The organism is Pantoea sp. KPR_PJ (assembly GCF_041386365.1).
GTDB lineage: Bacteria > Pseudomonadota > Gammaproteobacteria > Enterobacterales > Enterobacteriaceae > Pantoea.
In genome coordinates this window covers 278,922-303,332 of the sequence record NZ_JABMIK010000002.1, presented here as the reverse complement: position 1 = coordinate 303,332, position 24,411 = coordinate 278,922, and the positions used below count along the sequence as shown (strand labels likewise).

Annotated in this window: 23 protein-coding genes, 2 pseudogenes and 1 other annotated feature; of the genes and pseudogenes, 8 read left to right on the top strand and 17 right to left on the bottom strand. The window is 56.7% G+C overall.

Features of this window, described 5'->3' with window-relative positions:
* Positions 1 to 16: 16 nt before the first annotated feature.
* Entirely contained in the window at positions 17 to 1,360 is a 1,344-nt protein-coding gene (locus tag HP564_RS06185; protein WP_371241211.1) for a glycosyltransferase, read from the top strand.
* 334 nt (positions 1,361 to 1,694) lie between these two features.
* A complete protein-coding gene (gene gndA, locus HP564_RS06180) occupies positions 1,695 to 3,104 on the top strand; it encodes an NADP-dependent phosphogluconate dehydrogenase (protein ID WP_371241209.1) in 1,410 nt (469 codons plus the stop codon).
* A gap of 35 nt (positions 3,105 to 3,139) precedes the next feature.
* Here gndA and HP564_RS06175 read toward each other — a convergent pair whose 3' ends face one another.
* The 12 genes from HP564_RS06175 to hisL form a co-directional block, all read right to left on the bottom strand.
* Positions 3,140 to 4,435 (bottom strand): succinylglutamate desuccinylase/aspartoacylase family protein, encoded by a 1,296-nt coding sequence (locus HP564_RS06175; RefSeq protein WP_371241207.1) that lies wholly within the window; start codon positions 4,433 to 4,435, stop codon positions 3,140 to 3,142.
* 106 nt (positions 4,436 to 4,541) lie between these two features.
* Positions 4,542 to 5,336 carry an ABC transporter substrate-binding protein gene (locus tag HP564_RS06170; protein WP_371241206.1) on the bottom strand — a complete coding sequence of 265 codons (795 nt, stop codon included), beginning with the start codon at positions 5,334 to 5,336 and terminating at the stop codon, positions 4,542 to 4,544.
* Between the two features lie 62 nt (positions 5,337 to 5,398).
* Positions 5,399 to 5,875 carry a YbaK/prolyl-tRNA synthetase associated domain-containing protein gene (locus HP564_RS06165; protein WP_371241204.1) on the bottom strand — a complete coding sequence of 159 codons (477 nt, stop codon included), beginning with the start codon at positions 5,873 to 5,875 and terminating at the stop codon, positions 5,399 to 5,401.
* Positions 5,876 to 5,956: 81 nt separating this feature from the next.
* Positions 5,957 to 6,568 carry a bifunctional phosphoribosyl-AMP cyclohydrolase/phosphoribosyl-ATP diphosphatase HisIE gene (gene hisIE, locus HP564_RS06160; protein WP_371241203.1) on the bottom strand — a complete coding sequence of 204 codons (612 nt, stop codon included), beginning with the start codon at positions 6,566 to 6,568 and terminating at the stop codon, positions 5,957 to 5,959.
* Positions 6,562 to 7,338: an imidazole glycerol phosphate synthase subunit HisF gene (gene hisF / locus HP564_RS06155; RefSeq protein ID WP_371241202.1), complete on the bottom strand. Its 777-nt coding sequence runs from the start codon at positions 7,336 to 7,338 to the stop codon at positions 6,562 to 6,564. Before hisF ends, hisIE begins: the two co-directional genes overlap by 7 nt.
* Entirely contained in the window at positions 7,320 to 8,057 is a 738-nt protein-coding gene (hisA, locus tag HP564_RS06150) for a 1-(5-phosphoribosyl)-5-[(5-phosphoribosylamino)methylideneamino]imidazole-4-carboxamide isomerase (protein WP_371241200.1), read from the bottom strand. The genes hisF and hisA overlap by 19 nt, the downstream gene beginning before the upstream one ends.
* A complete protein-coding gene (gene hisH, locus HP564_RS06145) occupies positions 8,057 to 8,647 on the bottom strand; it encodes an imidazole glycerol phosphate synthase subunit HisH (RefSeq protein WP_371241198.1) in 591 nt (196 codons plus the stop codon). The genes hisA and hisH overlap by 1 nt, the downstream gene beginning before the upstream one ends.
* On the bottom strand, positions 8,648 to 9,715 hold the full coding sequence (gene hisB, locus HP564_RS06140) for a bifunctional histidinol-phosphatase/imidazoleglycerol-phosphate dehydratase HisB (RefSeq protein ID WP_371241197.1): 1,068 nt from the start codon (positions 9,713 to 9,715) through the stop codon (positions 8,648 to 8,650).
* The gene (hisC, locus tag HP564_RS06135) at positions 9,712 to 10,788 is read right to left on the bottom strand and encodes a histidinol-phosphate transaminase (protein ID WP_371241195.1); all 1,077 of its coding nucleotides are present in this window, start codon (positions 10,786 to 10,788) and stop codon (positions 9,712 to 9,714) included. The genes hisB and hisC overlap by 4 nt, the downstream gene beginning before the upstream one ends.
* Entirely contained in the window at positions 10,785 to 12,083 is a 1,299-nt protein-coding gene (gene hisD / locus HP564_RS06130; protein WP_371242002.1) for a histidinol dehydrogenase, read from the bottom strand. The genes hisC and hisD overlap by 4 nt, the downstream gene beginning before the upstream one ends.
* Positions 12,084 to 12,095: 12 nt before the next feature.
* A complete protein-coding gene (gene hisG / locus HP564_RS06125; protein WP_371241194.1) occupies positions 12,096 to 12,995 on the bottom strand; it encodes an ATP phosphoribosyltransferase in 900 nt (299 codons plus the stop codon).
* 51 nt (positions 12,996 to 13,046) lie between these two features.
* Positions 13,047 to 13,167: a sequence feature (His leader region), on the bottom strand.
* Positions 13,143 to 13,190 carry a his operon leader peptide gene (gene hisL / locus HP564_RS06120; RefSeq protein ID WP_100396937.1) on the bottom strand — a complete coding sequence of 16 codons (48 nt, stop codon included), beginning with the start codon at positions 13,188 to 13,190 and terminating at the stop codon, positions 13,143 to 13,145. (Overlaps the previous feature by 25 nt.)
* Before the next feature lie 147 nt (positions 13,191 to 13,337).
* Between hisL and HP564_RS06115 the strand changes: the two genes are divergently transcribed.
* A complete protein-coding gene (locus HP564_RS06115) occupies positions 13,338 to 14,165 on the top strand; it encodes an SDR family oxidoreductase (RefSeq protein ID WP_371241193.1) in 828 nt (275 codons plus the stop codon).
* 10 nt (positions 14,166 to 14,175) lie between these two features.
* On the opposite strand, the gene HP564_RS06110 is transcribed toward HP564_RS06115, so the two are convergent.
* The 3 genes from HP564_RS06110 to puuD are packed head-to-tail and all read right to left on the bottom strand — an operon-like array spanning position 14,176 to position 16,796.
* Positions 14,176 to 15,453, bottom strand: coding sequence for an NAD(P)/FAD-dependent oxidoreductase (locus HP564_RS06110; protein ID WP_371241192.1), 1,278 nt, complete (start codon positions 15,451 to 15,453; stop codon positions 14,176 to 14,178).
* Between the two features lie 24 nt (positions 15,454 to 15,477).
* Positions 15,478 to 16,035, bottom strand: coding sequence for an HTH-type transcriptional regulator PuuR (puuR, locus tag HP564_RS06105; protein WP_371241190.1), 558 nt, complete (start codon positions 16,033 to 16,035; stop codon positions 15,478 to 15,480).
* Entirely contained in the window at positions 16,032 to 16,796 is a 765-nt protein-coding gene (gene puuD, locus HP564_RS06100; protein WP_371241188.1) for a gamma-glutamyl-gamma-aminobutyrate hydrolase, read from the bottom strand. Before puuD ends, puuR begins: the two co-directional genes overlap by 4 nt.
* A 209-nt stretch (positions 16,797 to 17,005) precedes the next feature.
* Here puuD and HP564_RS06095 point away from each other — a divergent pair, with 209 nt between their 5' ends.
* The 3 genes from HP564_RS06095 to HP564_RS06085 all read left to right on the top strand — a co-directional run bounded on the left by HP564_RS06095 (position 17,006) and on the right by HP564_RS06085 (position 20,124).
* Positions 17,006 to 18,421, top strand: a complete 1,416-nt coding sequence (locus tag HP564_RS06095) for a glutamine synthetase family protein (RefSeq protein ID WP_371241186.1) — start codon at positions 17,006 to 17,008, stop codon at positions 18,419 to 18,421.
* A gap of 214 nt (positions 18,422 to 18,635) precedes the next feature.
* Entirely contained in the window at positions 18,636 to 18,779 is a 144-nt protein-coding gene (locus HP564_RS06090; protein ID WP_371241184.1) for a hypothetical protein, read from the top strand.
* On the top strand, positions 18,769 to 20,124 hold the full coding sequence (locus HP564_RS06085; protein ID WP_371241182.1) for an APC family permease: 1,356 nt from the start codon (positions 18,769 to 18,771) through the stop codon (positions 20,122 to 20,124). Before HP564_RS06090 ends, HP564_RS06085 begins: the two co-directional genes overlap by 11 nt.
* Positions 20,125 to 20,188: 64 nt before the next feature.
* Here HP564_RS06085 and HP564_RS06080 read toward each other — a convergent pair.
* Positions 20,189 to 20,389 (bottom strand): annotated as a pseudogene (locus HP564_RS06080) (DeoR family transcriptional regulator); the annotation flags it as partial.
* Here HP564_RS06080 and HP564_RS06075 point away from each other — a divergent pair.
* Positions 20,328 to 20,840 (top strand): annotated as a pseudogene (locus tag HP564_RS06075) (transporter); the annotation flags it as partial. The pseudogenes HP564_RS06080 and HP564_RS06075 sit on opposite strands and share 62 nt — an antisense overlap.
* Positions 20,841 to 21,172: 332 nt before the next feature.
* Here HP564_RS06075 and sbcB read toward each other — a convergent pair.
* Positions 21,173 to 22,603 (bottom strand): exodeoxyribonuclease I, encoded by a 1,431-nt coding sequence (gene sbcB, locus HP564_RS06070; RefSeq protein ID WP_371241180.1) that lies wholly within the window; start codon positions 22,601 to 22,603, stop codon positions 21,173 to 21,175.
* A gap of 627 nt (positions 22,604 to 23,230) precedes the next feature.
* Here sbcB and dacD point away from each other — a divergent pair.
* Entirely contained in the window at positions 23,231 to 24,394 is a 1,164-nt protein-coding gene (gene dacD / locus HP564_RS06065; protein WP_371242000.1) for a serine-type D-Ala-D-Ala carboxypeptidase DacD, read from the top strand.
* Positions 24,395 to 24,411 lie beyond the last annotated feature (17 nt).

Genomic DNA, 24,411 nt, shown 5'->3' with positions numbered 1-24,411 from the left:
TGGCTGAGTTGATTTAATGCGCATTCTTCTTACCGTTCATCAGTTTTTCCCGCAGTATCGGGCTGGAACCGAAGTTCTTACCTTCTCCGTTGCTAAACAACTTATCAGCCTGGGGCATCAGGTTCATGTGTTCACTGGATTTCCAGGAGAAAGCGATCTTAGTGATGATGAACGGTTTGATGAATATGAGTATGAGAATATTCATGTTTATCGCTTTCACCACGCATATAAGCCGATGGCAGGGCAGCAATCAATGATTGAGGTGGGGTACTGTAACAAACTTGCTTTAAAACATTTTGAAGCAATAGTGCAGAGTTACAGGCCAAATCTTATACATCATTTTCACCTGAATCGACTAGGTATAGGATTAATAAACCATGCCTATGATAAGAATATTCCCCAATATTTTACACCTACCGATTTTTGGATGATCTGTCCAACCGCTCAACTGATGTTAGGTGAAGGAAAATATTGTTCAGGACCAGATCTTAATTCAGGTAATTGCATCCAGCACTTTGCTCGTGATAAAAAAACTGGCTTAGGTCGTATGCTGGTTAACTCTACGCCTACATTATTTTTTAAGCAGTTATCTAAGTTTACAAAAAACCATCCGCTTATTCATTACCCTATGAGCAATGAAGTCAGGGCTCTGGCTACCCGAACTGAAAATGTTGTAGAGGCATTAAATAAGTTAGATAAAATATTTGCACCTAATCCATTCATCAAGAATCTTTTTCTCAGGTATGGAGTTAAAGAGGAATTATTAGTTGAGCAAGCATTTGGCATAGATCTTGAGAAGCATGTAAGCTCTAATAAATCTCACCGACCTAAAGGCGGGGAGGTTGTGGTAGGTTTCATTGGTACCCTTGCGCCACATAAAGGTTGCCATATAGTTATTGATGCAGTTAAAAAACTTAATTCAAAAAGCGTTAAACTTGAAATATATGGCAATCCAGATGATTTTCCAGAATATGTTTTGAAACTTGAGCGTCTTGCCGGATTATCTGAAAAAATTATCTTTAAAGGCACGTTCCCCAATGAAGATATTAATACCATCATGAGCAATTTCGACGTCCTGGTTGTGCCTTCAGTATGGTATGAAAATACGCCGCTGGTAATCTATTCTGCTCAGGCTGCTAAATGTCCCGTCATTGGTTCTGATTTGCCGGGAGTATCCGCTGCAGTGAAACATGGTTTTAACGGCTTACTTTTCAAACCAGGAGATGTTGACGATCTGGTAGATAAATTAAAGCTTTTTATAAAAAATAAGCAAGCTGGTTTTGTTTATAGCACGATCGTGCCGCTTTCAACTGAAGAATATGTTAACGCCCTGATTTCTGGCTGGATGAAATCCCACTAGCCGATTCATTCTGGAAGATTATAAGGTTATAGCAGGATATTTAGTCAGATTGAAGCTTAAATTTCATGTTCGGCTTCTTGAGAATAATTTTTAATTGCTCAGGCTCTAAGATACGGATGTGCAAGTTTAAGTTAAAAGCGTTTTATGTGTGCCATTCATTATGAACACTTTTTGCGCTGGTGAGAAAAATCTGATTGGATTGATAGGTAATGCTACCTGGGAAATGTGCTGCTTCTGAGACTACCCTTTGGTGTTTCTTTTAGTTAGTATAAATTTGATTGGATGCACGCTATTAATTAAGCGGCAGAATGAAGGTTCCTGACAGGAGTAAAAAATGTCCAAGCAACAGATCGGCGTTGTAGGTATGGCGGTAATGGGCCGCAACCTGGCTCTCAACATTGAGAGCCGAGGCTACACCGTCTCTATCTTCAACCGTTCGCGTGAAAAGACCGATGAAGTCATCGCTGAGAACCAGGGCAAAAAACTGGCGCCTTATTACACCATCGAAGAATTTGTTGAGTCGCTGGAGAAGCCACGCCGTATCCTGCTGATGGTTCAGGCGGGCGAAGCAACCGATAAAACGATTGCTTCCCTGACTCCGCATCTCGACAAAGGCGACATCCTGATTGATGGCGGCAACACCTTCTATAAAGATACCATCCGTCGTAACAAAGAGCTGTCTGAGCAGGGCTTCAACTTCATCGGTACCGGCGTTTCCGGCGGTGAAGAGGGGGCCTTGAAAGGCCCATCAATCATGCCAGGCGGTCAGAAAGAAGCCTACGAGCTGGTTGCCCCGATTCTGGACAAAATCGCTGCGCGTGCGGAAGACGGCGAAGCCTGCGTAACCTACATCGGTCCGGACGGCGCTGGTCACTATGTAAAAATGGTGCACAACGGCATTGAATATGGCGATATGCAGCTGATCGCTGAAGCCTACGCCCTGCTGAAAGGCGCGCTGGGTCTGAGCAATGAAGAGCTGGCGAAAACCTTTACCGAATGGAATAACGGCGAGCTGAGTAGCTACCTGATCGACATCACCAAGGATATCTTCACCAAGAAAGATGAAGAGGGTAACTACCTGGTTGATGTGATTCTGGATGAAGCGGCCAACAAAGGCACTGGTAAATGGACTAGCCAGAGTTCACTGGATCTCGGCGAGCCATTGTCACTGATTACAGAATCCGTGTTCGCTCGCTACCTGTCTTCGCTTAAGACGCAGCGCGTTGCAGCCTCTAAAGTGCTGAGCGGCCCGCAGGCGCAGGCGTTCACCGGCGATAAAGCGGAATTCGTAGAGAAAGTGCGTCGTGCGCTCTATTTGGGCAAAATCGTATCCTATGCTCAGGGCTTCTCACAGCTGCGTGCTGCTTCTGAACAGTACAACTGGGATCTGCACTACGGGGAAATCGCTAAAATCTTCCGTGCTGGCTGCATCATCCGCGCTCAGTTCCTGCAGAAGATTACCGATGCCTATGCCGAAAACGCTAATATCGCTAACCTGCTGTTGGCACCTTACTTCAAAAATATTGCAGACGAGTATCAGCAGGCGCTGCGTGATGTGGTTGCTTATGCGGTACAGAACGGTATCCCAACGCCAACTTTCTCTGCCGCTATCGCTTACTACGACAGCTACCGTTCAGAAGTGCTGCCTGCTAACCTGATTCAGGCGCAGCGTGACTACTTCGGTGCGCATACGTACAAGCGCATTGATAAAGACGGTGTATTCCACACCGAGTGGCTGGACTAACAGCAAAAAGGCTTCCATCAGGAAGCCTTTTTTTATTACACCAGCAAATCCCCACTCCTGATCTCATCCTCCCCCGCCAGCCTCACCACTAGCATCCCCGTCGTCGCAAACTTCGCCCAGTGGCGCGCATAGAGCACCCCACCAAACTCTGCCACCAGCGGCGTGACAAAATCCGTAACCGGATCCACAACCTCTGCGACCACTTCCCCCGGACGGATCACCGCCCCTAGCTTTTTACGGTGCAGGATCAGCCCGGATACCGGCGAATAAATATATTCACAGCCAGAAAGCGGCGTGGCTGGGTGTTTCAGGGCAGGGGAGACCGCACCTGCGCCTTCGGTATGGCGTTGCTTAATCACGCCAGACGCGTCCGATACCTCTACCGCTTCCAGAGCGCTTGCTGCTGCGCTGCTTTCCACCATACCTGCCACATCATCGGTATCGGCCGTAATCAGCGCCAGCTCATCACCGCCAATCACCGGCGCAGCGACTTCCGCTGAGAATGCGGGTTGTTCTGCTGCAATGTATCCGCCTTCGCGCAGCGCATTGATTATTGCATCCGCGTCCTGCTCAGCGCGATCGGCATCAACATCGCGCACGCCGCGCAACTCCAGCGTCACCGGTAACAGGCCGCGCGGCATAGGATATTTGTCGCCAAAACGATCCGCCAGCGTTCGCCAGGGTTCACAGCAGGCCTCATCAAACGGCTCTCCCCCTGAAATCTGTGCCAGCAGTTGCACTTCACTGCCCAGCCAGCGCGCCAGTGGTTCAATATCTGGCCAGGCATGCGGCGTCGTGTAGAGGTGGGTGACTGCCTCCCAGTCGCAGTGCAGGTCGATCATCAGGTCTGCCTGGCTTGCCATGCGCATCAGAGTAAAACGTTGCGCCTCCAGTTCGTTTTTTGCAATCACGTCGCGATAGTGACGGTCAATGGCGTCGCGGATCAGACGCTTGTTGTCGCCCTCGTTTGGTGTCAGGGAGTTAGCCAGCTCGGCGGCCAGCTTATCACCCAGTGCAGGAAAGCGGCGGTTAAAGTCCTGACCCGTTTCGCAGTGGAATCGACCGAGATGCGTGCCATGCCAGTGCTGGCTCAGCGCCAGAGGGTTGGCAACCGGCACCAGCGTAAAGCCTGCGCGCAGCTTACCCGCTGACTCCAGCGCGATGAGCTTCTGTTTAAGAAACCAGGCCACTGCCATGCCGGGGATCTCGTCGCCGTGCAGGGAAGCCTGAATATAGACCTGTTTATATCTTTCTTCGCCGAAGTGAAAGCTGACGATTTCACGCTGAGTGCCCAGCGAGGCGCTGATAAGCGGGTGATGTTGTTGATGCATGGGGCGCTGGTTGTCCTGTCATCTGAAGGGGGCGCACGTCGCACCCCGGAAATGAAGAAAAGTATAGTGCCGAATCAAAGCGAACGAGCATGCACGGCGCGCGGGCTTACTGCTTTACCGAAATGTCCGTTGCGAAATAGCGCTTCTGAAGGGTATCGAACGTGCCGTTCTTTTGGATTTCAGCAAAGGCATTATCCAGCGCGGTTTTCAGCTCGGTATCTCCCTTACGCAGGCCAATCGCCGTGCCGGGTCCGATAATCGGGTCCTCCACAATCGGGCCTGCCAGCTCAAAGTCTTTGCCCTGCGGATGTTTCAGGAAGCCGTTCGCTGCCTGCGCCGCATCGGTAAACACTGCATCCAGACGTCCGGCGATCAGATCGCTCTCGACCTGGGCCTGATCGCCATAGGGAACCACGGTCACGCCGTGCGGCTGCCATTTTGCGCGCGCGTAGCGCTCCTGTACGGTGCCTTGCTCCACGCCGACGGTTTTTCCTTTCAGCGACTCGGCGGCAGGCAGCAGACCAGAACCTTTGCGTGCAATCAGCTGCGTATGGGTGTCATAGAGTGGCACCGTGAAGTCGATCTGTTTCAGTCGTTCTTCGGTAATCCCCATATCAGAGAGGATCGCATCGAACTTGCGCGCTTTAAGCGCCGGGATCATGCCATCGAACTGGCTTTCCACCCAGACGCACTTCGCCTGCATCTGCTGACACAGCGCGTTACCGAGATCGATATCAAAGCCAACCAGCTTGCCTTGCGGCGTTTTAGATTCAAACGGCGGATAGGTCGGATCGACGGCAAAGCGCACCTGTTCGATTTTTGCCTGCGCGCCAAAGGCGCAGCCTGCCAGCACGGCAGTTATCAGCGCGGTGCGCAGACAGGAGAGAGTAGGAGTGGCCATAATGTCTTCTTTTATCGTGATGTTGAATCAAGCAGAGTACCTGCCTGTTTTCACGATGACAATTACTGGATTATTTTCACTACGTTAGCATTGCAGAGGCGACGATAATCTTCCGTGTTGAGCACGATCGACCTGTCGAGTCGTCCGGCATTAAAGGCGATCTCGCTAAAGCGCTCGAACAGCAGCGGATCGACCACCAGCCTGAGATCGGGATGAAAAGAAAAGGGTGGAATAGCGCCGAACACGCAGCCGGTCAGCATATCAACCTCTGCCGGACTGGCGAGCGAGGCGCGTCGGCCGCCAACCGCTTCCGCTACTCGGGCTAAATCCGCCTGCTGGTCGGCGGGCAGCACAGCCAGCACATGCTGCTTAACGCCGTTACCTTTCACATGGCATACCAGCGCCTTTGCGCCCTGACCAACCGCCGTGCCGCGAATGGCCGCTACCGCTTCACATTTACCCGTGGCGTCATGCGTCATCAGCCGGTAGCGCGCCTGATGCTGCTCCAGCAGGGCGATCAGTTTTTCATGGGTGGTCATAGCGGCATCCTGGAAGTAAAAAGAGAGGCCGGTTGCTCAAATCCTTCTCTGTGGGTTTTGAGCAACACAGGGAAGGGGCGCTTATTTGTGGCGTGCGCGCAGGTTGTTGATGACCGTACTGAGGTCCAGATCCTGATCCTGTAACAGTACCAGCAGATGATAGAGCAGATCAGAGGCTTCGTTGGTCAGCTCGTGGCGATCGTTAACCGTTGCGGCCAGCGCGGTCTCGACCCCTTCTTCACCCACCTTCTGCGCGATACGCTTGGTGCCGCTGGCATAGAGCTGCGCCGTATAGGAGCTGGCGGGGTCGGCACTTTTGCGTGACGCCAGCAGCTGCTCCAGCTGATAAAGAAACGTCCAGTCTGTTGCTGCGGGCGAGAAGCAGCTGGAGGTGCCGAGGTGGCAGGTTGGGCCAACAGGAGCGACCAGCACCAGCAGCGTATCGTTATCACAGTCCGGCGTGATGCTCACCACGTTAAGGAAATGGCCGGAGGTCTCACCTTTGGTCCAGAGACGGTTTTTGGTGCGCGAATAAAAAGTCACCTTGCCGTCGCCCAGGGTTTTAGCCAGCGCGTCCTGGTTCATATAGCCGTGCATCAACACTTCGCCAGAAACGTGGTGCTGGATGATCGCGGGCATCATGCCCTCGGTTTTACGCCAGTCGAGGCGAGCCAGTTGTTCTTCAGTTAACACGCGCGAATCTCCACTCCGTTCTCTTTCAGAAAGCCTTTCAGCTCGCCGATATTAATAATTTGCTTGTGGAACACCGAGGCCGCCAGCGCGCCGTCGACGTTCGCCTGCTCAAAGGCGTCAAGAAAGTGCTGCATCGTGCCTGCGCCCCCTGAAGCGATCAGCGGAACCTTACAGAGATCGCGCATCTTCTTCAGCTGCACCAGATCGTAACCGTTGCGCACGCCATCCTGGTTCATCATATTGAGCACGATTTCACCTGCGCCACGCTTTTGCACTTCCTCGACCCAGGCATGGGTTTCCCACTGCGTTACGCGGGTGCGCGCTTCGTCACCGGTATACTGATTTACATGATATTTGCCGGTTGCTTCATCGAACCAGGTATCAATGCCTACGACGATACACTGCACGCCAAAGCGATCGGCCAGACGGGTAATCAGCTCTGGATCGGCCAGCGCCGGTGAGTTAATGGAAATTTTATCTGCGCCAAACTCAAGGATACGCGCCGCATCCTCTTCGCTTTTGATACCGCCCGCCACGCAGAAGGGAATATCAATCACCTCCGCCACGCGCGATACCCAGCTTTTATCCACCACGCGACCGTCGCTGGAGGCGGTAATATCGTAGAACACCAGCTCATCTGCGCCTTCCTGCGCATAGCGCTGCGCCAGCGGCACAATGTCGCCAATGATTTCGTGATTGCGAAACTGGACGCCTTTGACGACCTGGCCGTCGCGCACGTCAAGACAGGGAATTATGCGTTTTGCCAGCATGCGATAGCCTCCGAGACCGTAAATTTACCTTCAAGCAGCGCGCGTCCGACAATTACGCCTTTAACACCCGTGCCGCGCAGTGCCGCCACATCCTCAATATTGCCAATGCCGCCTGAGGACTGAAACGCAATCTCTGGATAGCGCGCGGTGACTTCCTGATAGAGCGCCACGTTGGAGCCACTCAGCGTACCGTCACGCGAGATATCAGTGCAGAGCACATGTTTCAGGCCGACCGGCTCAAACCAGGCAATGACCTCCTCAAGGGTCACGCCTGCGGCTTCCTGCCAGCCGCTGATCGCTACCTCTTTACGGTTTGCCGCGTCGATGCGTACGTCCAGCGCCAGCACGATCGCCTCGGCACCAAACTCGCTGAACCACTTTTTAACCGCTTCCGGCTGCTTTACCGCCGTAGAGCCGACGACAACGCGACTGGCACCGGCGTCCAGCAGTGCCTTAACATCATCACGCGTGCGGATGCCGCCACCGACCTGCACAACCGCCTCAACGCCGTTAAGCAGGGTTTGCAGCAGCGGGATCTGCCGCGCGGCAGGATCTTTCGCGCCGGTCAGGTCCACCAGGTGCAGTACTGTTGCACCCTGGCTGGCGTAGTCCTGCAGGCGCGGTAGCGGATCGCTGCCGTAGTCGCGCTGCTGGCCGTAATCGCCCTGGTGCAGGCGCACCACTTTGCCGTCAATCAAATCTAACGCGGGGATAATCATCACATCTCCAGGAAGTTTTTCAGCAGCTGCGCGCCGGCTTTGCCAGAACGCTCGGGGTGAAACTGGACGCCGAAGAAGTTATCTTTCTGAACCGCCGCGGTAAACGGCTGGCCGTAGTCGCACTGGGCAATGGTGCTGGCGTTGACCGGCATCGCATAGCTGTGCACAAAATAGAAGTAGCTCTCTTCGTCGATGCCGCGAAACAGGTGGTTGCCCGCCTGAGCGATGATCTGGTTCCAGCCCATATGCGGCAACGGCAGTCCCTGCGTATCCATCAGGCCGCAGGCTACATCGATAATGCCGAGCGTGTTGACGCCGCCGTTCTCTTCGCTGCTGCTGCCCAGCAACTGCATACCAAGGCAAATGCCCAGCACCGGCTGGGTACAGGCTTTGATCAGGTCGACGAGATCGCGCTCTTCCAGCTGACCCATCGCCGCTCGTGCGGTGCCGACGCCCGGCAGAAACAGCTTGTCGGCGCGCAGCACCACGTCAGGATCGCGGCTGACGTCAGGCGCGTAGCCCAGACGCTCGACGGCCCACTTCACGGAAGAGAGGTTGGCACAGCCGGTATCAAGGATCACCACGTTCATTCAGAGCACTCCTTTTGAGCTGGGCAGGGTGTTGCCCTCAACGCGGATGGCCTGGCGCAGCGTGCGGCCAAAGGCTTTAAACAGGCTCTCGACGCGGTGGTGATCGTTCTTGCCTTTGGTTTTCAGGTGCAGGGTGCTCATCATGGCGTAGGAGAGCGAGCTGAAGAAGTGCTCAACCATCTCGGTACTCATATCACCGACGCGCTGATAGCTAAACTCTGCCTTGAATTCAAGGTGTGGACGGCCGGAGATATCCAGCGCGCAGCGCGCCAGACACTCATCCATCGGCAGCATAAAACCAAAGCGACCAATGCCGCGCTTGTCGCCAAGCGCCTTCAGCAGGGCCTCGCCGAGCGCCAGCCCGGTGTCTTCAATGGTGTGGTGATCGTCAATATAGAGATCGCCTTTCACCTCAATATTCATGCGAAAGCCACCGTGGACAGCAATCTGATCCAGCATATGGTCAAAGAAGCCGACGCCGGTGTTGATTTTGCTGCCGCCTTCGCGATCCAGCCACACCTCTACCTGAATCTGCGTCTCTTTGGTGTTGCGGTTCACTCGCGCATAGCGATCGCGTCGGGTCAGGCGCGCCTGGATCGCATTCCAGTCTTCGCCTTCGCGGCCAAAGCGGATACCCTCAATACCCATGTTCTGCGCCAGCTGAATATCGGTCAGACGGTCGCCAATTACATAGCTGTTGGCCACATCGAGGGCACCTTCCGCCAGCCAGGCCTCAACCATTTTGGTTTTCGGCTTGCGGCATTCGCAGTTATCTTCCGGTTTATGCGGGCAGATCAGCACGTCATCAAAGCGAATGCCCTGAGAGGTCAGGATTTGCATCATCAGGTTGTGCGGACCATCGAAATCGGCCTGCGGGAAGCTGGAGGTGCCCAGCCCATCCTGATTCGTGATCATCACCAGACGATAGCCCGCGTTTTGTAGCGCCAGCAGCGCCGGAATCGCATTGGCCTCAAACGCCAGTTTCTCCAGGCGATCAACCTGAAAATCCTCTGGCGGCTCCGCGATGATGGTGCCGTCGCGATCGATAAAAAGGGTCTTCTGACTCATGCTTTCTCCACAGATATAGCCTGTAACGCGGCGATCAGGCGCTCGCACTCTTCACGCGTGCCGATGGAGATGCGTAAACATCCCGCCAGGCCTGGATTTTTGTTCTGGTCACGCAGAATAATGCCCTGATCCCACAGGGTTTTAAATACCGCAGGCGAATTGGTAAAGCGCGCCAGAATATAGTTGGTCTCGCTGGGAAAAACCTGCTCAACCACGCTGAGCTGCGGCAGCTGCTCCAGCAGCCAGGCGCGGCTGGCGTTGAGCTCGGCGACGTGCTGGCGCATCAGTGCAATGCCCTGATCGCTCAGCGCCTGACCGGCGACATCGGCAACCGGCGTCGCCAGGGGATAGGGCGCAATGACCTTCATCAGCAGATCGATGACCGGCTTATTTGCCAGCGTAAAGCCGCAGCGCAGGCCAGCCAGCGCAAACGCCTTCGACAGGGTGCGCAGGATCACCAGATGCGGATACGTCTGGAGCCAGCCGCTCAGCGTCGCCTGCGGGCAGAATTCAATATAGGCCTCATCGGCCACCACCAGCGCTTTTCCGGCGGTCATCGCCAGCAGCGCGCGGATGTCATCGGGATCGATCAGGTTGCCGGTCGGGTTGTTGGGGCTACACATATAGACCACTTTTACCCCGTCGAGCTGGTCGGCGATGGCGGGCAGGTTAAGCTGCCAGTTTTCCCGCGCGGGCACGGTGCGGTATTCAATGCCGATAGTCTCCGCGCTCACGCTATACATACCGTAGGTTGGCGGACAGAAGAGAATGGCATCTTTGCCTGGCTCGCAGAAGGCGCGCATCACCAGCTCAATGCCCTCATCTGCGCCGCGGCTTACCAGTACCTGCTCTGGTAGCAGCCCGGCGTAGGCAGCATAACGCGCGATCACTCTCGTTGGCTGACACTCCGGATAGCGGTTCAGCGTCTGCTGCGACAGCTCAAAAGGCACCGGCAGCGGAAATTCGTTGGCATTCAGCCAGACGTCGCCGTTGCCGCCCAGACGGCGTGCAGACTGATAGGGCGTCAGGGCGCGTACGTTGTCGCGCGCCAGCTCTTCAATATTCCGGCTCATGCCTGCTCCTTATTCAGCGCGGCAACGCGCAGGGTAACGGCGTTTTTATGGGCGTCGAGCTGCTCAGCGGCAGCCAGGGTTTCGATGGTGGCCGCGAGGTTCAGGAAGCCCTGCGGCGTCAGCTCCTGCACCGTCATACGCTTCTGGAAATCCGCCAGGCCAAGGCTGGAGCTGGTGGCGGTGTAGCCGTAGGTCGGCAGCACGTGGTTGGTGCCGGAAGCGTAGTCGCCTGCGGACTCCGGTGACCAGTCGCCAAGAAACACGGATCCGGCGCTGGTGATCGCCTCTACCAGCGCGCGCGGCTGGCGTGTCTGGATAATCAGGTGCTCCGGGCCGTACTGGTTTGAAATCGCCACACACTCGTCCAGATCGCGTGCCACGATCAGTCGGCTGCTGGCCAGCGCCTGACGCGCGGTAGCCGCACGCGGCAGCGTCTCCAGCTGGGCTTCAACCGCTTCGGCAACCCCCTGCGCCAGCGCCAGCGATGGCGTCAGCAAAATCACCTGTGAATCGGGACCGTGCTCCGCCTGCGACAGCAGATCGGAGGCAACAAAGGCGGGCGTAGCCCCTTCATCGGCGATCACCAGTACCTCTGACGGACCGGCGGGCATATCAATGGCCGCACCATCCAGGCGCTGGCTGACCTGACGCTTCGCTTCAGTGACGTATGCGTTGCCCGGTCCAAAGATTTTGTCCACTTTGGGAACGCTTTCGGTGCCAAAGGCGAGGGCGGCAATCGCCTGTGCGCCTCCCACCTGAAACACCTCTTCCACGCCACACAGCTGTGCCGCATAGAGGATCTCATCGGCGACCGGCGGCGGCGAGCAGAGCACGACGCGGCGACAGCCGGCAATGCGTGCCGGCGTTGCCAGCATCAGGACAGTCGAGAACAGCGGGGCAGAACCGCCGGGAATGTAGAGGCCAACCGACTGCACCGGGCGGGTAATCTGCTGGCAGCGCACCCCGGGCTGGGTTTCGACGTCTACCGTCGCCAGCTGCTGCGCGTTGTGGAAGGTCTCAATATTGCCGACCGCAACGGCCATCGCCTGCTTCAGGCCGTCGCTCAGCCGGGCGCTGGCGGCGGCAATCTGCTCGGGCGTGACGCGCAGCGCGTCAACCTGCGTCTTATCAAAGCGCGCGCTGTATTCACGCAGCGCCGCATCACCGTTATGTTTGACCTGATCCAGCACCTCACGCACCGTGGCGCTGATGGACTCAGATGCGGCGATGGCCGGACGCTGTAGCAGCGCCTGCTGCTGCTCGCTGCTGCACTGCTGCCAGCTGACAGGGGTCATCAGAGACATGATCTACTCCATCATCTTTTCAATCGGCAGAACCAGAATCGAGCTGGCCCCGAGCGCTTTCAGTTTTTCCATGGTTTCCCAGAACAGGGTTTCACTGCTCACCATGTGCATCGCTACGCGGCTCTGATCGCCTGCCAGCGGCAGCACGGTGGGGCGCTCGGCACCGGGCAACAGCTCAATCACCTCTTCCAGGCGATCGCTTGGCGCGTGCATCATGATGTATTTCGATTCGCGCGCTTTGATTACGCCCTGAATACGCGTCATCAACTTGTCGATCAGCTCCTGTTTTTCTGCCGCCATTTCGCCGTCGCGCTGGATCAGTACCGCTTTAGAGCGGTAGATCACTTCGACTTCACGCAGGCCGTTCGCCTCCAGCGTCGCGCCGGTAGAAACCAGGTCGCAAATGGCGTCAGCCAGGCCGGCGCGGGGGGCCACTTCCACTGAGCCATTCAGCATGCAGGGTTTGAAGTTAAGGCCTTTTTTATCGAGATACTGTTTCAGCAGGTGAGGGTAAGAGGTCGCGATGCGGGCATTATTCAGGCACTGTGGGCCGCTGTACTCTTCGTCAACCGGCATCGCCAGCGACAGGCGGCAGCCACCAAAATCCAGGCGGCGCAGGGTGAAGTAGCGCGGATCTTCGCCCTGGGCACGGCGCGTCAGCAGCTCTTCTTCCAGCACGTTTTCGCCAATGATGCCGAGATCGACCACACCGTCCATCACCAGACCGGGAATATCGTCATCGCGCACGCGCAGAATGTCGATCGGCATGTTCTCTGCGAAGGCAATCAGGCGCTGCTGCTGCAGGTTGATTTTAATGCCGCAGCGCGCCAGCAGTTCGCGTGAATCATCGCTTAAACGGCCAGATTTCTGCATAGCTATGCGAATTCGCTTGTTATCTAACATCGGTCCTGTCCTCTGTTTCATTCCTGTCTGAAAAGCGGTTATCGTCAGTCCATAAAAAAACCCCCGGAAGGCGATCTTCCGGGGGTTCTCTTTGCGTTCGCACCACTGGAAGATCTGAACGTCTCCCAGCACTCATCGCCTGAAAGACTAGTCAGGGTGATGGTGGTGATGATGGTTGAACTGAACGCGTGTCATAATTAATTCCGTTGCTGAATGAATATTCATTTGCGTGCTGATTAACCTAGCGAAGATATTGACGCGGCGCAACCCTTTTTTAACCTTTGCGGTTCACGGGCTGCCCGCACTAAGATAAACGGCAATGAGGCAGGCGCAGGAGGGATGATGAAAAAGGTCGCAATTACAGGTCTGGGCTGGCTGGGCATGCCGCTGGGGATTGCCTTAACCGCACGCGGCTGGCAGGTCACCGGCAGCAAAACCACGCCAGACGGCGTAGAGGCTGCGCGGCGCTGCGGCATCGATGCCGTGCAGCTGCAGCTGACGCCAGAGATGGTGTGCGAGGCAGAGGATCTGGAGACGCTGTTCCGCGTTGACGCGCTGGTGGTGACGCTGCCCGCCAGCCGCACGGTGGAAGGCGGTGAACAGTACATGCAGGCGGTGCAGAACGTGGTGGATACGGCGCTGGCCTGTCAGGTGCCGCGCATTATCTTTACCAGCTCCACCTCAGTTTACGGCGGCGGCAGCGGCGTGGTGAAAGAGAGCAGCCCGCGTCAGCCAGAAACGGTGGCCGGCAAAACCCTGACGGTGCTGGAGAACTGGCTGCACGATCTGCCGGGAACCCAGGTCGATATTCTGCGTCTCGCGGGACTGGTCGGGCCTGACCGTCATCCCGGGCGTTTCCTGGCGGGCAAAACCGGGCTGGATAGGGGCACACACGGCGTCAATCTGGTGCACCTGGATGATGTCGTCAGCGCGATTACGCTGCTGCTGCAAACGCCCAGGGGGGGGCGGATCTACAACTTGTGCGCGCCGAAGCATCCCGCGCGCGCGGACTTCTATCCGCAGGTTTCGCGTCAGCTCGGCCTGACGCCGCCGACCTTTCTGCCGTCAGCGTCAGGCGAAACGGGCAAACTGGTCGACGGCTCGCGCATTTGTCATGAGCTGGGGTTTGAATATTGTTACGACGATCCGGCGAAGATGCCGCTGGCGTAACGCGCGGTGCCTAGACGCCGAGCCGGTCGCGTAGCGCGTACCAGGCGGCGCCCATCGCCGTCAGCGGCACCTTGAAGCGCCGTCCGCCGGGAAAAGGCAGGTGCGGCAGTTTCGCAAAGGCATCAAAACGCTCGGCATCGCCGCGTAGCGCCTCGCAAATCAGCTTGCCTGCCAGGTGCGTGCAGGTGACGCCGTGGCCGCTGTCGCCCTGCATAAAGTAGACGTTATGCTCCAGACGCCCAAACTGCGGCAGGCGGGAGAGGGTCAGCAGGAAGTTGCCGCTCCAGCGGTGGCTGAAGGTGATATCGCGCAGCTGGGGAAAAGTTCGCAGCAGTTTAGGGCGGATCAGCGCGTCAATGTCCTGCGGCTCACGCGCGCCGTAGACTACGCCGCCGCCATAGAGCAGCCGGTTATCCGCTGTCAGACGGAAATAGTCGAGCAAGTAGTTACAGTCTTCCACGCAGTGATTATTGGGCAGTAGTGCCAGTGCCTGGTCGCGGCTCAACGGCTCGCTGGTGACGATTTGCGAGCCGCACGCCATGCTTTTGCGCGCCAGACGCGGCTCCAGCTGTGAAGGCAGATAGGCATTACCGGCAAAAATAACAAAGGTCGCGCTCACCTCACCCTGTGCGGTCTGCACCCGGTTGGGCGCACCATATTTCACCGCCGTTGCGGCGGATCCCTCATAAATGCGCCCGCCGTGGCGACGAATCGCTTCCGCTTCGCCCAGCGCCAGATTAAGCGGATGCAGGTGACCACCGCGTCGATCCAGCAGGCCGCCAACATAGCGATCGGTGGCGATTTCACGGCGGATGCCGCGTTCGTCCAGCAACTCCAGATCGGCATTGCCGTACTTTTCCCACAGCTGCTGCTGCTTGACCAGATGGTTCATCTGGCGTGGATTAAGCGCGGCAAAAATACCGCCGGGTCGGTAGTCGCAGGCGATGGCGTAGCGATCGATGCGGTCGCGAATGATCTCCGCGCCTTCAAACATCATGCTGCCGAGCAGGCGTGCGCTCTCTTTACCGTAGCGCTGCTCAATGACATCCACGTCGCGGCTATAGGAGTTGACCACCTGGCCGCCGTTGCGGCCGCTGGCACCGAAGCCGACGCGTGCCGCTTCCAGCACCACGACGTCATAGCCCGCCTCCGTCAGAAAGAGCGCAGCGGACAGCCCGGTAAACCCTGCGCCGATGATACAGACGTCGCACTGGATACGCTCCTGCAGCGTCGGCCAGGGTGCGTGGGCGTTGGCCGTTGCGGCGTAGTAGCTTTCAACGTGTTTCATCACAACCTCCTGCATGCGAATCCATCAGAAATTGGCGGGCGTATGGGCACTGACGATGCGGCAGGGCTGCGCAGAGAGATTAGTAAAGCTGTGCGGCAGCCCGGTATCAATTACATAACTTTCGCCCGCGTTCAGGTGAAAACATTGCCCGTTCACCACCAGCGTAATTTCTCCCTCCAGCAGCGTGCCGATCTCTTCGCCGGGATGGCGTAGCTTTTCGCCGGTGCTGGCCCCGGGCTGATAGATTTCCAGCAGCATACCCAGTGAGCGCGTCGCCTGACCATTGTCAACCAGCTTCAGTGAGACCCCCTGACTACCGATCTCTACCAGATCGTCGGGCCGGACAATCACTTTGGGCGCATCGTGATGTTTAGGCTCAGAAAAAAACTCAGACAGCGACAGGCCATAAACCTTTAACAGCTTTTGTAATGTGCTGACCGCCGGGCTGACTTTGTCCTGTTCTATGGTGCTGATGGCGCTGTGGGTTAAACCTGACAGTTCAGCGGCGCGGCGCTGAGACAATCCCAACTCTTGCCGGATCTGCGATAAGCGTCTTCCGGGGGCCAGAGCGGCATCGTTCATGGTGTTTTTTCCTTTTGGTAGTGCTGGGCGGCGTGGATAAACCCCGCGAAAAGCGCGCGCGAGGCGTCGTTGTGTTCGGGCTGCCATTCCGGGTGCCACTGCACCGCAAGGGCAAAGGGATGATGGCGCAGACTGACTGCCTCGATCAGACCGTCAGGGGCACGCGCCTCAACGCGCAGCTGCGGGCCCGGCTCGCGGATGCCCTGATGGTGCAGTGAGTTCACCGCCAGCGGCGCATCGTCGCCCAGCAGCGTCGCCAGCAGGCCACCCGGCTCGGGAAAAACATCATGGGCAGGGGCATACTGCACGCCGAGCGGCTGAGTCATCGCTGTGTGATGCGGCAGCAGCCTCTTTTGCTGATCAAGATCGCGCCACAGTGCGCCGCCGTTGACCACCACCAGCTCCTGTAATCCGCGACAGATACCCAGCAGCGGCATCTTGCGGGGGGTTGCCCAGGTAATAACCGCGAAGGCGAGGCGGTCGCGGCCCGGATCGGCATGCGGCTCATTGCCCTCTTCGCCATAGTGCCAGGGTTCGATATTGCTCGGGCTGCCGGTTAGCAAAATGCCGTCGAGCACCGCCAGCGCCTGTTCTAACAGAGAAGGGGTGGCGCACAGCTGATGGGGCAGGGCCAGAGGCACGCCCCCGGCCTGGGCGATCGCCGCCAGATATTTGTTATGGACCGACTGGGCAGGGTGACCACCACTGTCAATCTGACACATCACCACGCCAATCAAGGGATTGTTAAAAATATTGCCCATCTTATTCCTCGACTCGCTGTTCAAAAAATTCACCGATCGGGCAGGCTGCGGGTAAAACTGTGCAATATTTTTTCAATCTAGCAATGCGCTGATTGTTTCTCAAACAGATTTGTTACATTTGCACACTTTTTGTGTTGGCGCTATGTTAGAGGAGTGGCTGTTATTTTGAGCATTGCGCAAACCAACTAACGGTAGAAGGCGGGTGGGATATGACGAACCTCGTGGAAGTAGAAGACTTCACGCGTCACAGTGAAGAGAGACGAACCAGCGCGTTCCAGCTAGAGGTGAAAAACTGGCTGGAACGCCATCCGGAAACGCAATACGTCGATATTTTATTAAACGATTTAAATGGAGTTTTCCGCGGTAAACGGATCCCGGTCAGCGCGCTGGCGAAGCTGGAAAAAGGGTGTTATTTCCCGGCCTCAGTTTTCGCTATGGATATTCTCGGCAACACCGTCGAAGAGGCCGGACTTGGACAATCTCTTGGCGAACCTGACAACCTCTGCATGCCGGTCCCTGGCACCTTAGTTCCCTCTGCTTCCGCTCCCCAGCGCATTGCTCAGCTCCTGCTGACCATGTGTAACCAAGATGGCACTCCCTTTGACGTTGAACCCCGCAATGTCCTGAACCGGCTGTGGCAGCAGCTGCGCAACCGAGGACTCTTTCCGGTGGTAGCGGTAGAGCTGGAGTTCTATCTGGTAGACAAAACCCGCGACGCCGAAGGCTATATTCAGCCGCCCTGCGCGCCGGGCAGCAATGAGCGCAATATGCAGAGCCAGGTCTACTCGGTCGACAACCTTGACCATTTTGGCGATGTCCTGCGCGATATCGACGCGCTGGCCCGTCAGCAGAATATTCCTGCTGACGGCGCGCTGGCGGAAGCGTCGCCCGGGCAGTTCGAAATCAACCTGCACCATACGCGCGACGTGCTGAGCGCCTGTGATCACGCGGTACAGCTGAAAAGGCTCATCCGGCAGGTCGCTGAAAATCACGGTATGACCGCTACATTTATGGCGAAACCTTATGAAGAATATGCAGGCAGCGGCATGCATGTGCATATCAGTATGCTGGACGCCGCGGATCATAATGCCTTTGCCACCGACGACGGCAGCGATTCGCCGCTGCTGAAACGGGCGCTGGCGGGGATGCTCGATTTAATGCCGGCGTCGATGGCGCTGCTGGCGCCCAACGTTAACGCCTATCGGCGTTTTGTACCGGAAGCCTACGTGCCGATGCGCGCCTCCTGGGGTCATAATAACCGCACCGTCGCGCTGCGCATCCCCTGTGGGGACGTGGATAACCACCGCGTAGAGTATCGAGTAGCGGGCGCGGATGCCAACCCCTACCTGGTGATGTCGGCTATTCTGGCGGGCATCCTGCACGGGCTGGACACCGCGCTGCCGCTGCCGCAGCCGGTTCAGGGCAACGGCCACGAGGCGGATGGCATTCCGCTGCCGGTGCGCCAGAGCGATGCGCTGTATGAGTTCGAAAGCAGCTATCCATTACAAAAACTACTGGGTGAGCGCTTCGGCGCGGTCTGGCACAGCTGCAAGCGTCATGAACTGATGCAGTTCGAGCGGCTGGTTACCGCGACGGAAATTGACTGGATGCTTAAAAACGCATGAAAAAAAGTGGTTAGCCCAGGCCGCAGGCCTTGTTTTTTGCCGTGCTTTTGGGGCAGAATACGCGGCCTGCAAAAATACGAATATAACCGATGCTTATCAGAGCCTCGGTTATTTTTTTTGCATATACCTAACCGACTCGCATGAGGCCGGGCACGCCCGGACAGATACACGTTAAAAACGCGTAAGCGTAAGAACTGAGGATACAAAGATGGGGATGTTATTCATTCAACCAGCTCGCGCTGGTTCTCGTTTCCGTGATGACTACGGCGCCGCGCTGGCACTCAATGCCACCTTCCTCACTCCCGTGATGCAAACCGGTCTGGTTGCAGCGCAGGGAGGTCTGAAACATGTCGATTGATACCTCAGCACCGCAGCGTGCACACCTGAAAAAAACACTGACTCTGCTCCCGGTCGTTATGATTGGCCTTGCCTACATGCAGCCGATGACCCTGTTTGATACGTTCGGTATCGTTTCGGGTCTGACCAGCGGGCACGTTGCTACCGCCTACGCCTTTGCGCTGATTGCGATTCTGTTTACCGCTCTGAGCTACGGTAAGCTGGTACGCCGCTTCCCATCTGCGGGCTCCGCTTATACCTATGCACAGAAGGCAATCAGCCCGCACGTCGGCTTTATGGTCGGCTGGTCATCGCTGCTGGACTACCTGTTCATGCCGATGATCAACATTCTGCTGGCGAAAAACTACTTTGAAGCGCTGATCCCTGGCATTCCGTCATGGATTTTCGTGGTGCTGCTGGTGGCGTTCATGACGCTGTCAAACCTGCGCGGCATCAAAACGGTAGCCAATTTTAACAGCGTGATCGTGGTGCTGCAGGTTGTGGTGATGATTGGTATTACCGGCATGGTGATCTATGGCGTGGCGCACGGCGAAGGCGCGGGGACGCTCACCAGCACCCAGCCGTTCTGGTCTGCTGACGCGCACGTGGTGCCAATGATTACCGGCGCGACGATCCTCTGCTTCTCGTTCCTTGGCTTTGATGGCATCAGCTCACTCTCTGAGGAGACGCAGGACGCAGAGCGCACAATTCCGCGCGCCATTTTCCTGACCGCGCTGATTGGTGGCCTGATCTTTATCGTGTCATCGTACTTCCTGCAGCTCTATTTTCCGGATATTTCACGCTTTAAGGATCCGGATTCGTCACAGCCTGAAATCATGCTGTACGTCGCAGGGCATGTGCTGCAGTTCGGCATTCTGATCTTCTCTGTGGTGACCGTACTGGCTTCCGGTATGGCGGCGCATGCAGGCGTATCGCGCCTGATGTATGTGATGGGCCGTGATGGCGTGTTCCCGGAGCGTTTCTTCGGCTATATCCATCCGAAATGGCGTACCCCGTCGCTGAACGTGCTGCTGGTCGGTGCCGTGGCGCTGATGGCTATCCACTTTGACCTGGTGACGGCAACCGCGCTGGTCAACTTCGGTGCGCTGGTGGCGTTCACCTTCGTTAACCTGTCGGTGATCGCTCAGTTCTGGATCCGCGAAAAGCGTAACCGTACGCTGCGCGACCATATCAACTATCTGGTGCTGCCGGTGCTCGGCGCGCTGACGGTGGGCGCACTGTGGATCAACCTGGAAGAGAGCTCAATGGTGCTGGGCCTGATTTGGGCTGCCGTGGGGATTATCTACCTCGCGTTTGTTACCCGCAGCTTCCGTCATCCGGTGCCGCAGTACAGCGAAGAAGTCTGATTCGCTGGCGATGAAAAAAGGGTGGGGCGTAAGCCTCACCCTTTTTTTATGCGCGGCGCGTCGCTTACTCCGCCAGCACCAGTTCCCAGCTGCCTTCACTGAGCGCGCGGCGTCCCGCGGCGCTGAGCTGTGCATCGGTAATAATGGTGTCGAAACAGCGCAGCGGCAGCGCCAGGAAAGTCGCAATCTTGTTGTACTTCGAGCTGTCGCTCAGCAGCACGCGCTTGCTGCTGACGTCGCTGACCGTCTGTTTCACCGTCACCTTGGTTATCCTGCTGCTGCTGGTCATTAAAGCCAAAGTTCACCCCTTCGTGGCCCTGCTTATCGTCAGTCTGCTGGTCGCTATCGCGACGGGCATTCCGGCTGAAAAGATTATGGAAACCATCATGAGCGGCATGGGCGGCCTGCTTGGTCATATTGCGATTATCATTGTGCTGGGGGCGATGCTCGGCGCGGTGATTGAGGCTTCAGGCGGCGCAGAGTCGCTGGCTCAGCGTTTCAGTAAAAGTCTTGGCATCAGGCATACCGTTGCGGCCCTGACCATGGCGGCCTTTATCCTCGATATTCCGGTATTCTTTGAGGTGGGCTTTATCATTGTGATCCCGCTGATTTATGGCTTTACCAAAGTGGCGCGCGTGTCGCCGCTGAAGTTTGGCCTGCCGATGGCGGGGGTGATGCTGACCGTGCACGTGGCACTGCCGACGCACCCAGGAGCCGTCTTCAGGCGGCTTTTTATCTGCGCGCGGACCGTTTTGATACCAGTGGATAACGTGCCAGAGCGTCAGCAGAAATTGACGCATGCCCAGAATGGTCAGCAAAAAATGGCGGCGTTGGCTGGCCTGGCTGACATGCATCGTAGCGGAAGAGAAGAGTGATGTAACAGCCAGATGACAAGCAGGGGGGTCAGAAAAGCAACACAGTTTTTGGCAGATTTTGATACAGCAGCACACATAGCGATCTCCTTTCCTTGTGATATATCGGGCGTCCTTGCCCGATTCTGGCACTTCTTTGGCCCTGAGTGAAGAGCAAAAAAGCAGCGATCTGGTTATTAAGAAACCAGCTCCTGCGCGTAGAGATAAAGCGCTTTCAACTGCGCCATCTTATCTGCATCCCCTTCGTACAGGCTTGCCAGCGACTCCAGCTCCAGTAAAAACGCCTGCACGCGCTCCGCGTTTAAGACGTCGCGACGGTGCTGCAGCCAGCGCTGCTGCTCGGCATCATCCAGCGTGCCTGGAAAGTTGCGTGCGCGATAGCGGAACAGCAGCTTCGCCACCCGTTCATCCTGGAAAGCAAGGTCCATGGCGGGCAGATTCGCGGGCGCGGTCTGGCGCAGGATATTCATATTTGCACGGTCGGCATCGCTAAAGAATCCGTCGTAAAGCCGGGCGTCGACATCGTCCGGCGCGGTAAAGGGCTCAGCCTCGGCGAACAGGGTGACCACTTTTTCACGTACTTCGGCATGCTGACGCAACAGCGCCAGATTCGCCAGGCAGCCTTCACGATCGATACCCAGACGCGCGGCGTCTTCCGGGCGCAGCGTGTTGGCGGGCGCCAGTACCGGGCACTTGTTGATATGCACCAGCTTAATCGGCACGGCTGCTTCGTCGTCAGCCAGATCGCTTTTACGCGTGTAGAGCCGCTCGCGCAGCGCATCCGCGTCCAGCTCAAGCAATGGCGTCATATCACCGGCCAGATCGGCCACGATCAGCGCGTTTCGATTATCCGGATGCCACGCCAGCGGCACGACCCAGCTGGTATTGCCGCGGGCCGCGCCGAACATGCCGGAGACGTGCACCAGCGGCTTCATCTGCGGAATGTCGATTAGCGTCATCAGCTTGTTTTTATTGCGATGCGTAAACAGGAACTCAAACAGCTTCGGCTGTTTCTCTTTCACCAGCTTCGCCATCGCCAGCGTGGCGTGAACGTCAGACATCGCATCGTGCGCGTTCTCGTGTGCGACACCGTTGGCTTTGGTGAGATGCTCCAGTTTAAAGCTGGGAAAGCCGTCCTCATTTTCCGGCCAGACAATGCCGTCGGGACGCAGCGCGTAGCAGGCGCGCATCACATCAAGCAGATCCCAGCGCGAATTGCCGTTCTGCCAGCTCCAGCCGTAGGGATCAAAAAAGTTGCGGTAGAAGATATTGCGCGTGACCTCGTCATCGAAGCGCACATTGTTGTAGCCCACTATGCAGGTTTGCTCTTCGGTAAAGAGCGCATAGATCCGGGCGGCGAACTCCGCTTCCGATACGCCGCGCGCGCGCGCGACCTGTGGCGTAATGCCGGTGATCATTACCGCTTCCGGCTGTGGCAGGTAATCATCGGCAGGACGACAGTAGAAAATCTGCGGCTCGCCGACAGGGTTAAAATCGCTGTCGGTGCGCAGCGCGGCAAACTGCGCCGGGCGATCCAGCGACGGACTTTTGCCGAAGGTCTCGTAATCGTGAAAGAGAAAAGTGCGTTCAGAGGCGGGCACGAGCATATCCTGTACTGAGAAAACAACGCACAGCATAGTCGCTTGCGTCGCTGGTCACAACCATACCGGCGTCTGAGGCAGGTCGGTAATGAAAGGCGCGCGCGCCGGGGCTGTAAAACGGGTGGCGGCTCAGACTTGTGCCCGCGCGCGATGCGCGATTTCAGCTAAAAACCGTTTCTGGAGCCAGACGCTTTACAGGATGCCACAAAGCGGTCGGGACGCGTCAGCAGGAGCTGCGGCAGGGTAATGTTAAGCCTGACGGGGTTACCCTCATGTTTACTCACATCACTGTTTATCGGAGGAGCTTCCGCTTACGCGAACCAGCATCCAGCTATGCTCCCGCAAAAGCGTCACACTTTACTATTCAAAAGCACCTGCTGGTGCCATTGAGGGGGGGTTATATCCACCATAACCTCTCTTCAACCGGGGCAAGAGCGCAATGAAAGCGTTGAATTAAGACAACGATATTTCAGGTAAGAATGCGTGATGCCGCGTAAGCAGGAAAAGCGAAAAGAGACCGTTTTGCGACTTGCTCCGCAGGCGATCACATTTTTTTTCAATTTAATCAAACCTGTTTATGCCTTTTGCCGTAAAACGAGCCGCTGTTTTCCCCGTAACCTTGAGGATGAAGTGTTGAAAAGGCGTCTGTTGATCACTGTAACCGCAACTCTCTTTTTGGCTTCGCTGGCCCAGGCCGACGATATGCCGTTTCCCCTGACGCCACCGTCGATCGATGCCGCCTCCTGGGTACTCATGGACGCCACCACTGGACAGGTGCTGACCGCCGGCAATCCAGACGAGCGCCGTAACCCTGCCAGCCTGACCAAGCTGATGACCGGCTATGTGGTCGATCGCGCCATTGACGCAAAAAAGATCACCCGTGACGATATTGTCCCCGTCGGCAAAGACGCCTGGGCGGCGGGCAATCCGGTCTTTAAAGGCTCTTCGCTGATGTTTATTAAGCCTGGCGACAAAATTACCGTACGCGACCTCAGCCGCGGCGTCATCATCGACTCCGGCAACGACGCCTGCGTGGCGCTGGCTGACTATGTGGCGGGCAGTCAGCAGAATTTCGTCAATATGATGAATCAGTACGTACAGAAGCTGGGCCTGACTAATACGCACTTCGAGACCGTGCACGGCCTTGACGCACCGGGCCAGTTCTCCTCCGCGCGGGATATGGCGAAGCTGTCGCGCGCCATTATTAATGGCGAACCCGATTTCTACGCCATGTACAGCGAGAAAACCCTTACCTGGAACGGCATCACCCAGAACAACCGCAACGGGCTGCTGTGGGACAACAATCTGCACGTCGACGGCCTGAAAACCGGCCATACCGAAACGGCGGGCTTCAATATCATCGCCTCTAACGTGGTCGGCCAGCATCGTCTGATCGCGGTAGTTATGGGCGGCAAAAGCCCGAAAGGGCGTGAAGAACAGGCGCGCAAGCTGCTGGTCTGGGGGCAGAACACCTTTGATACCGTGCAGCTGTTCCACGCCGGTAAAAAAATTGGCACAGAAAATGTCTGGTACGGTAGCCCGCACAGCGTTGAAGTGGGTACCGCAGACGACGTCTTCCTGTCGCTGCCGCGTAGCGAAATCCAGAACGTGAAGGCAAAATATGTAATCAACCGCAAAGATCTCGAAGCGCCGCTGAAGGCCAATGAAATCATCGGTGAGATTCAGGTGATCGACAAAGATAAACAGCTGGCGAGCTATCCGCTGGTGGCGCTGAACGCAGTGGAAAAAGCGGGTGTGATCACCCGTGTTCAGGACTATCTGAAACAGAAATTCTGATGCAGACAGGCGGCCTC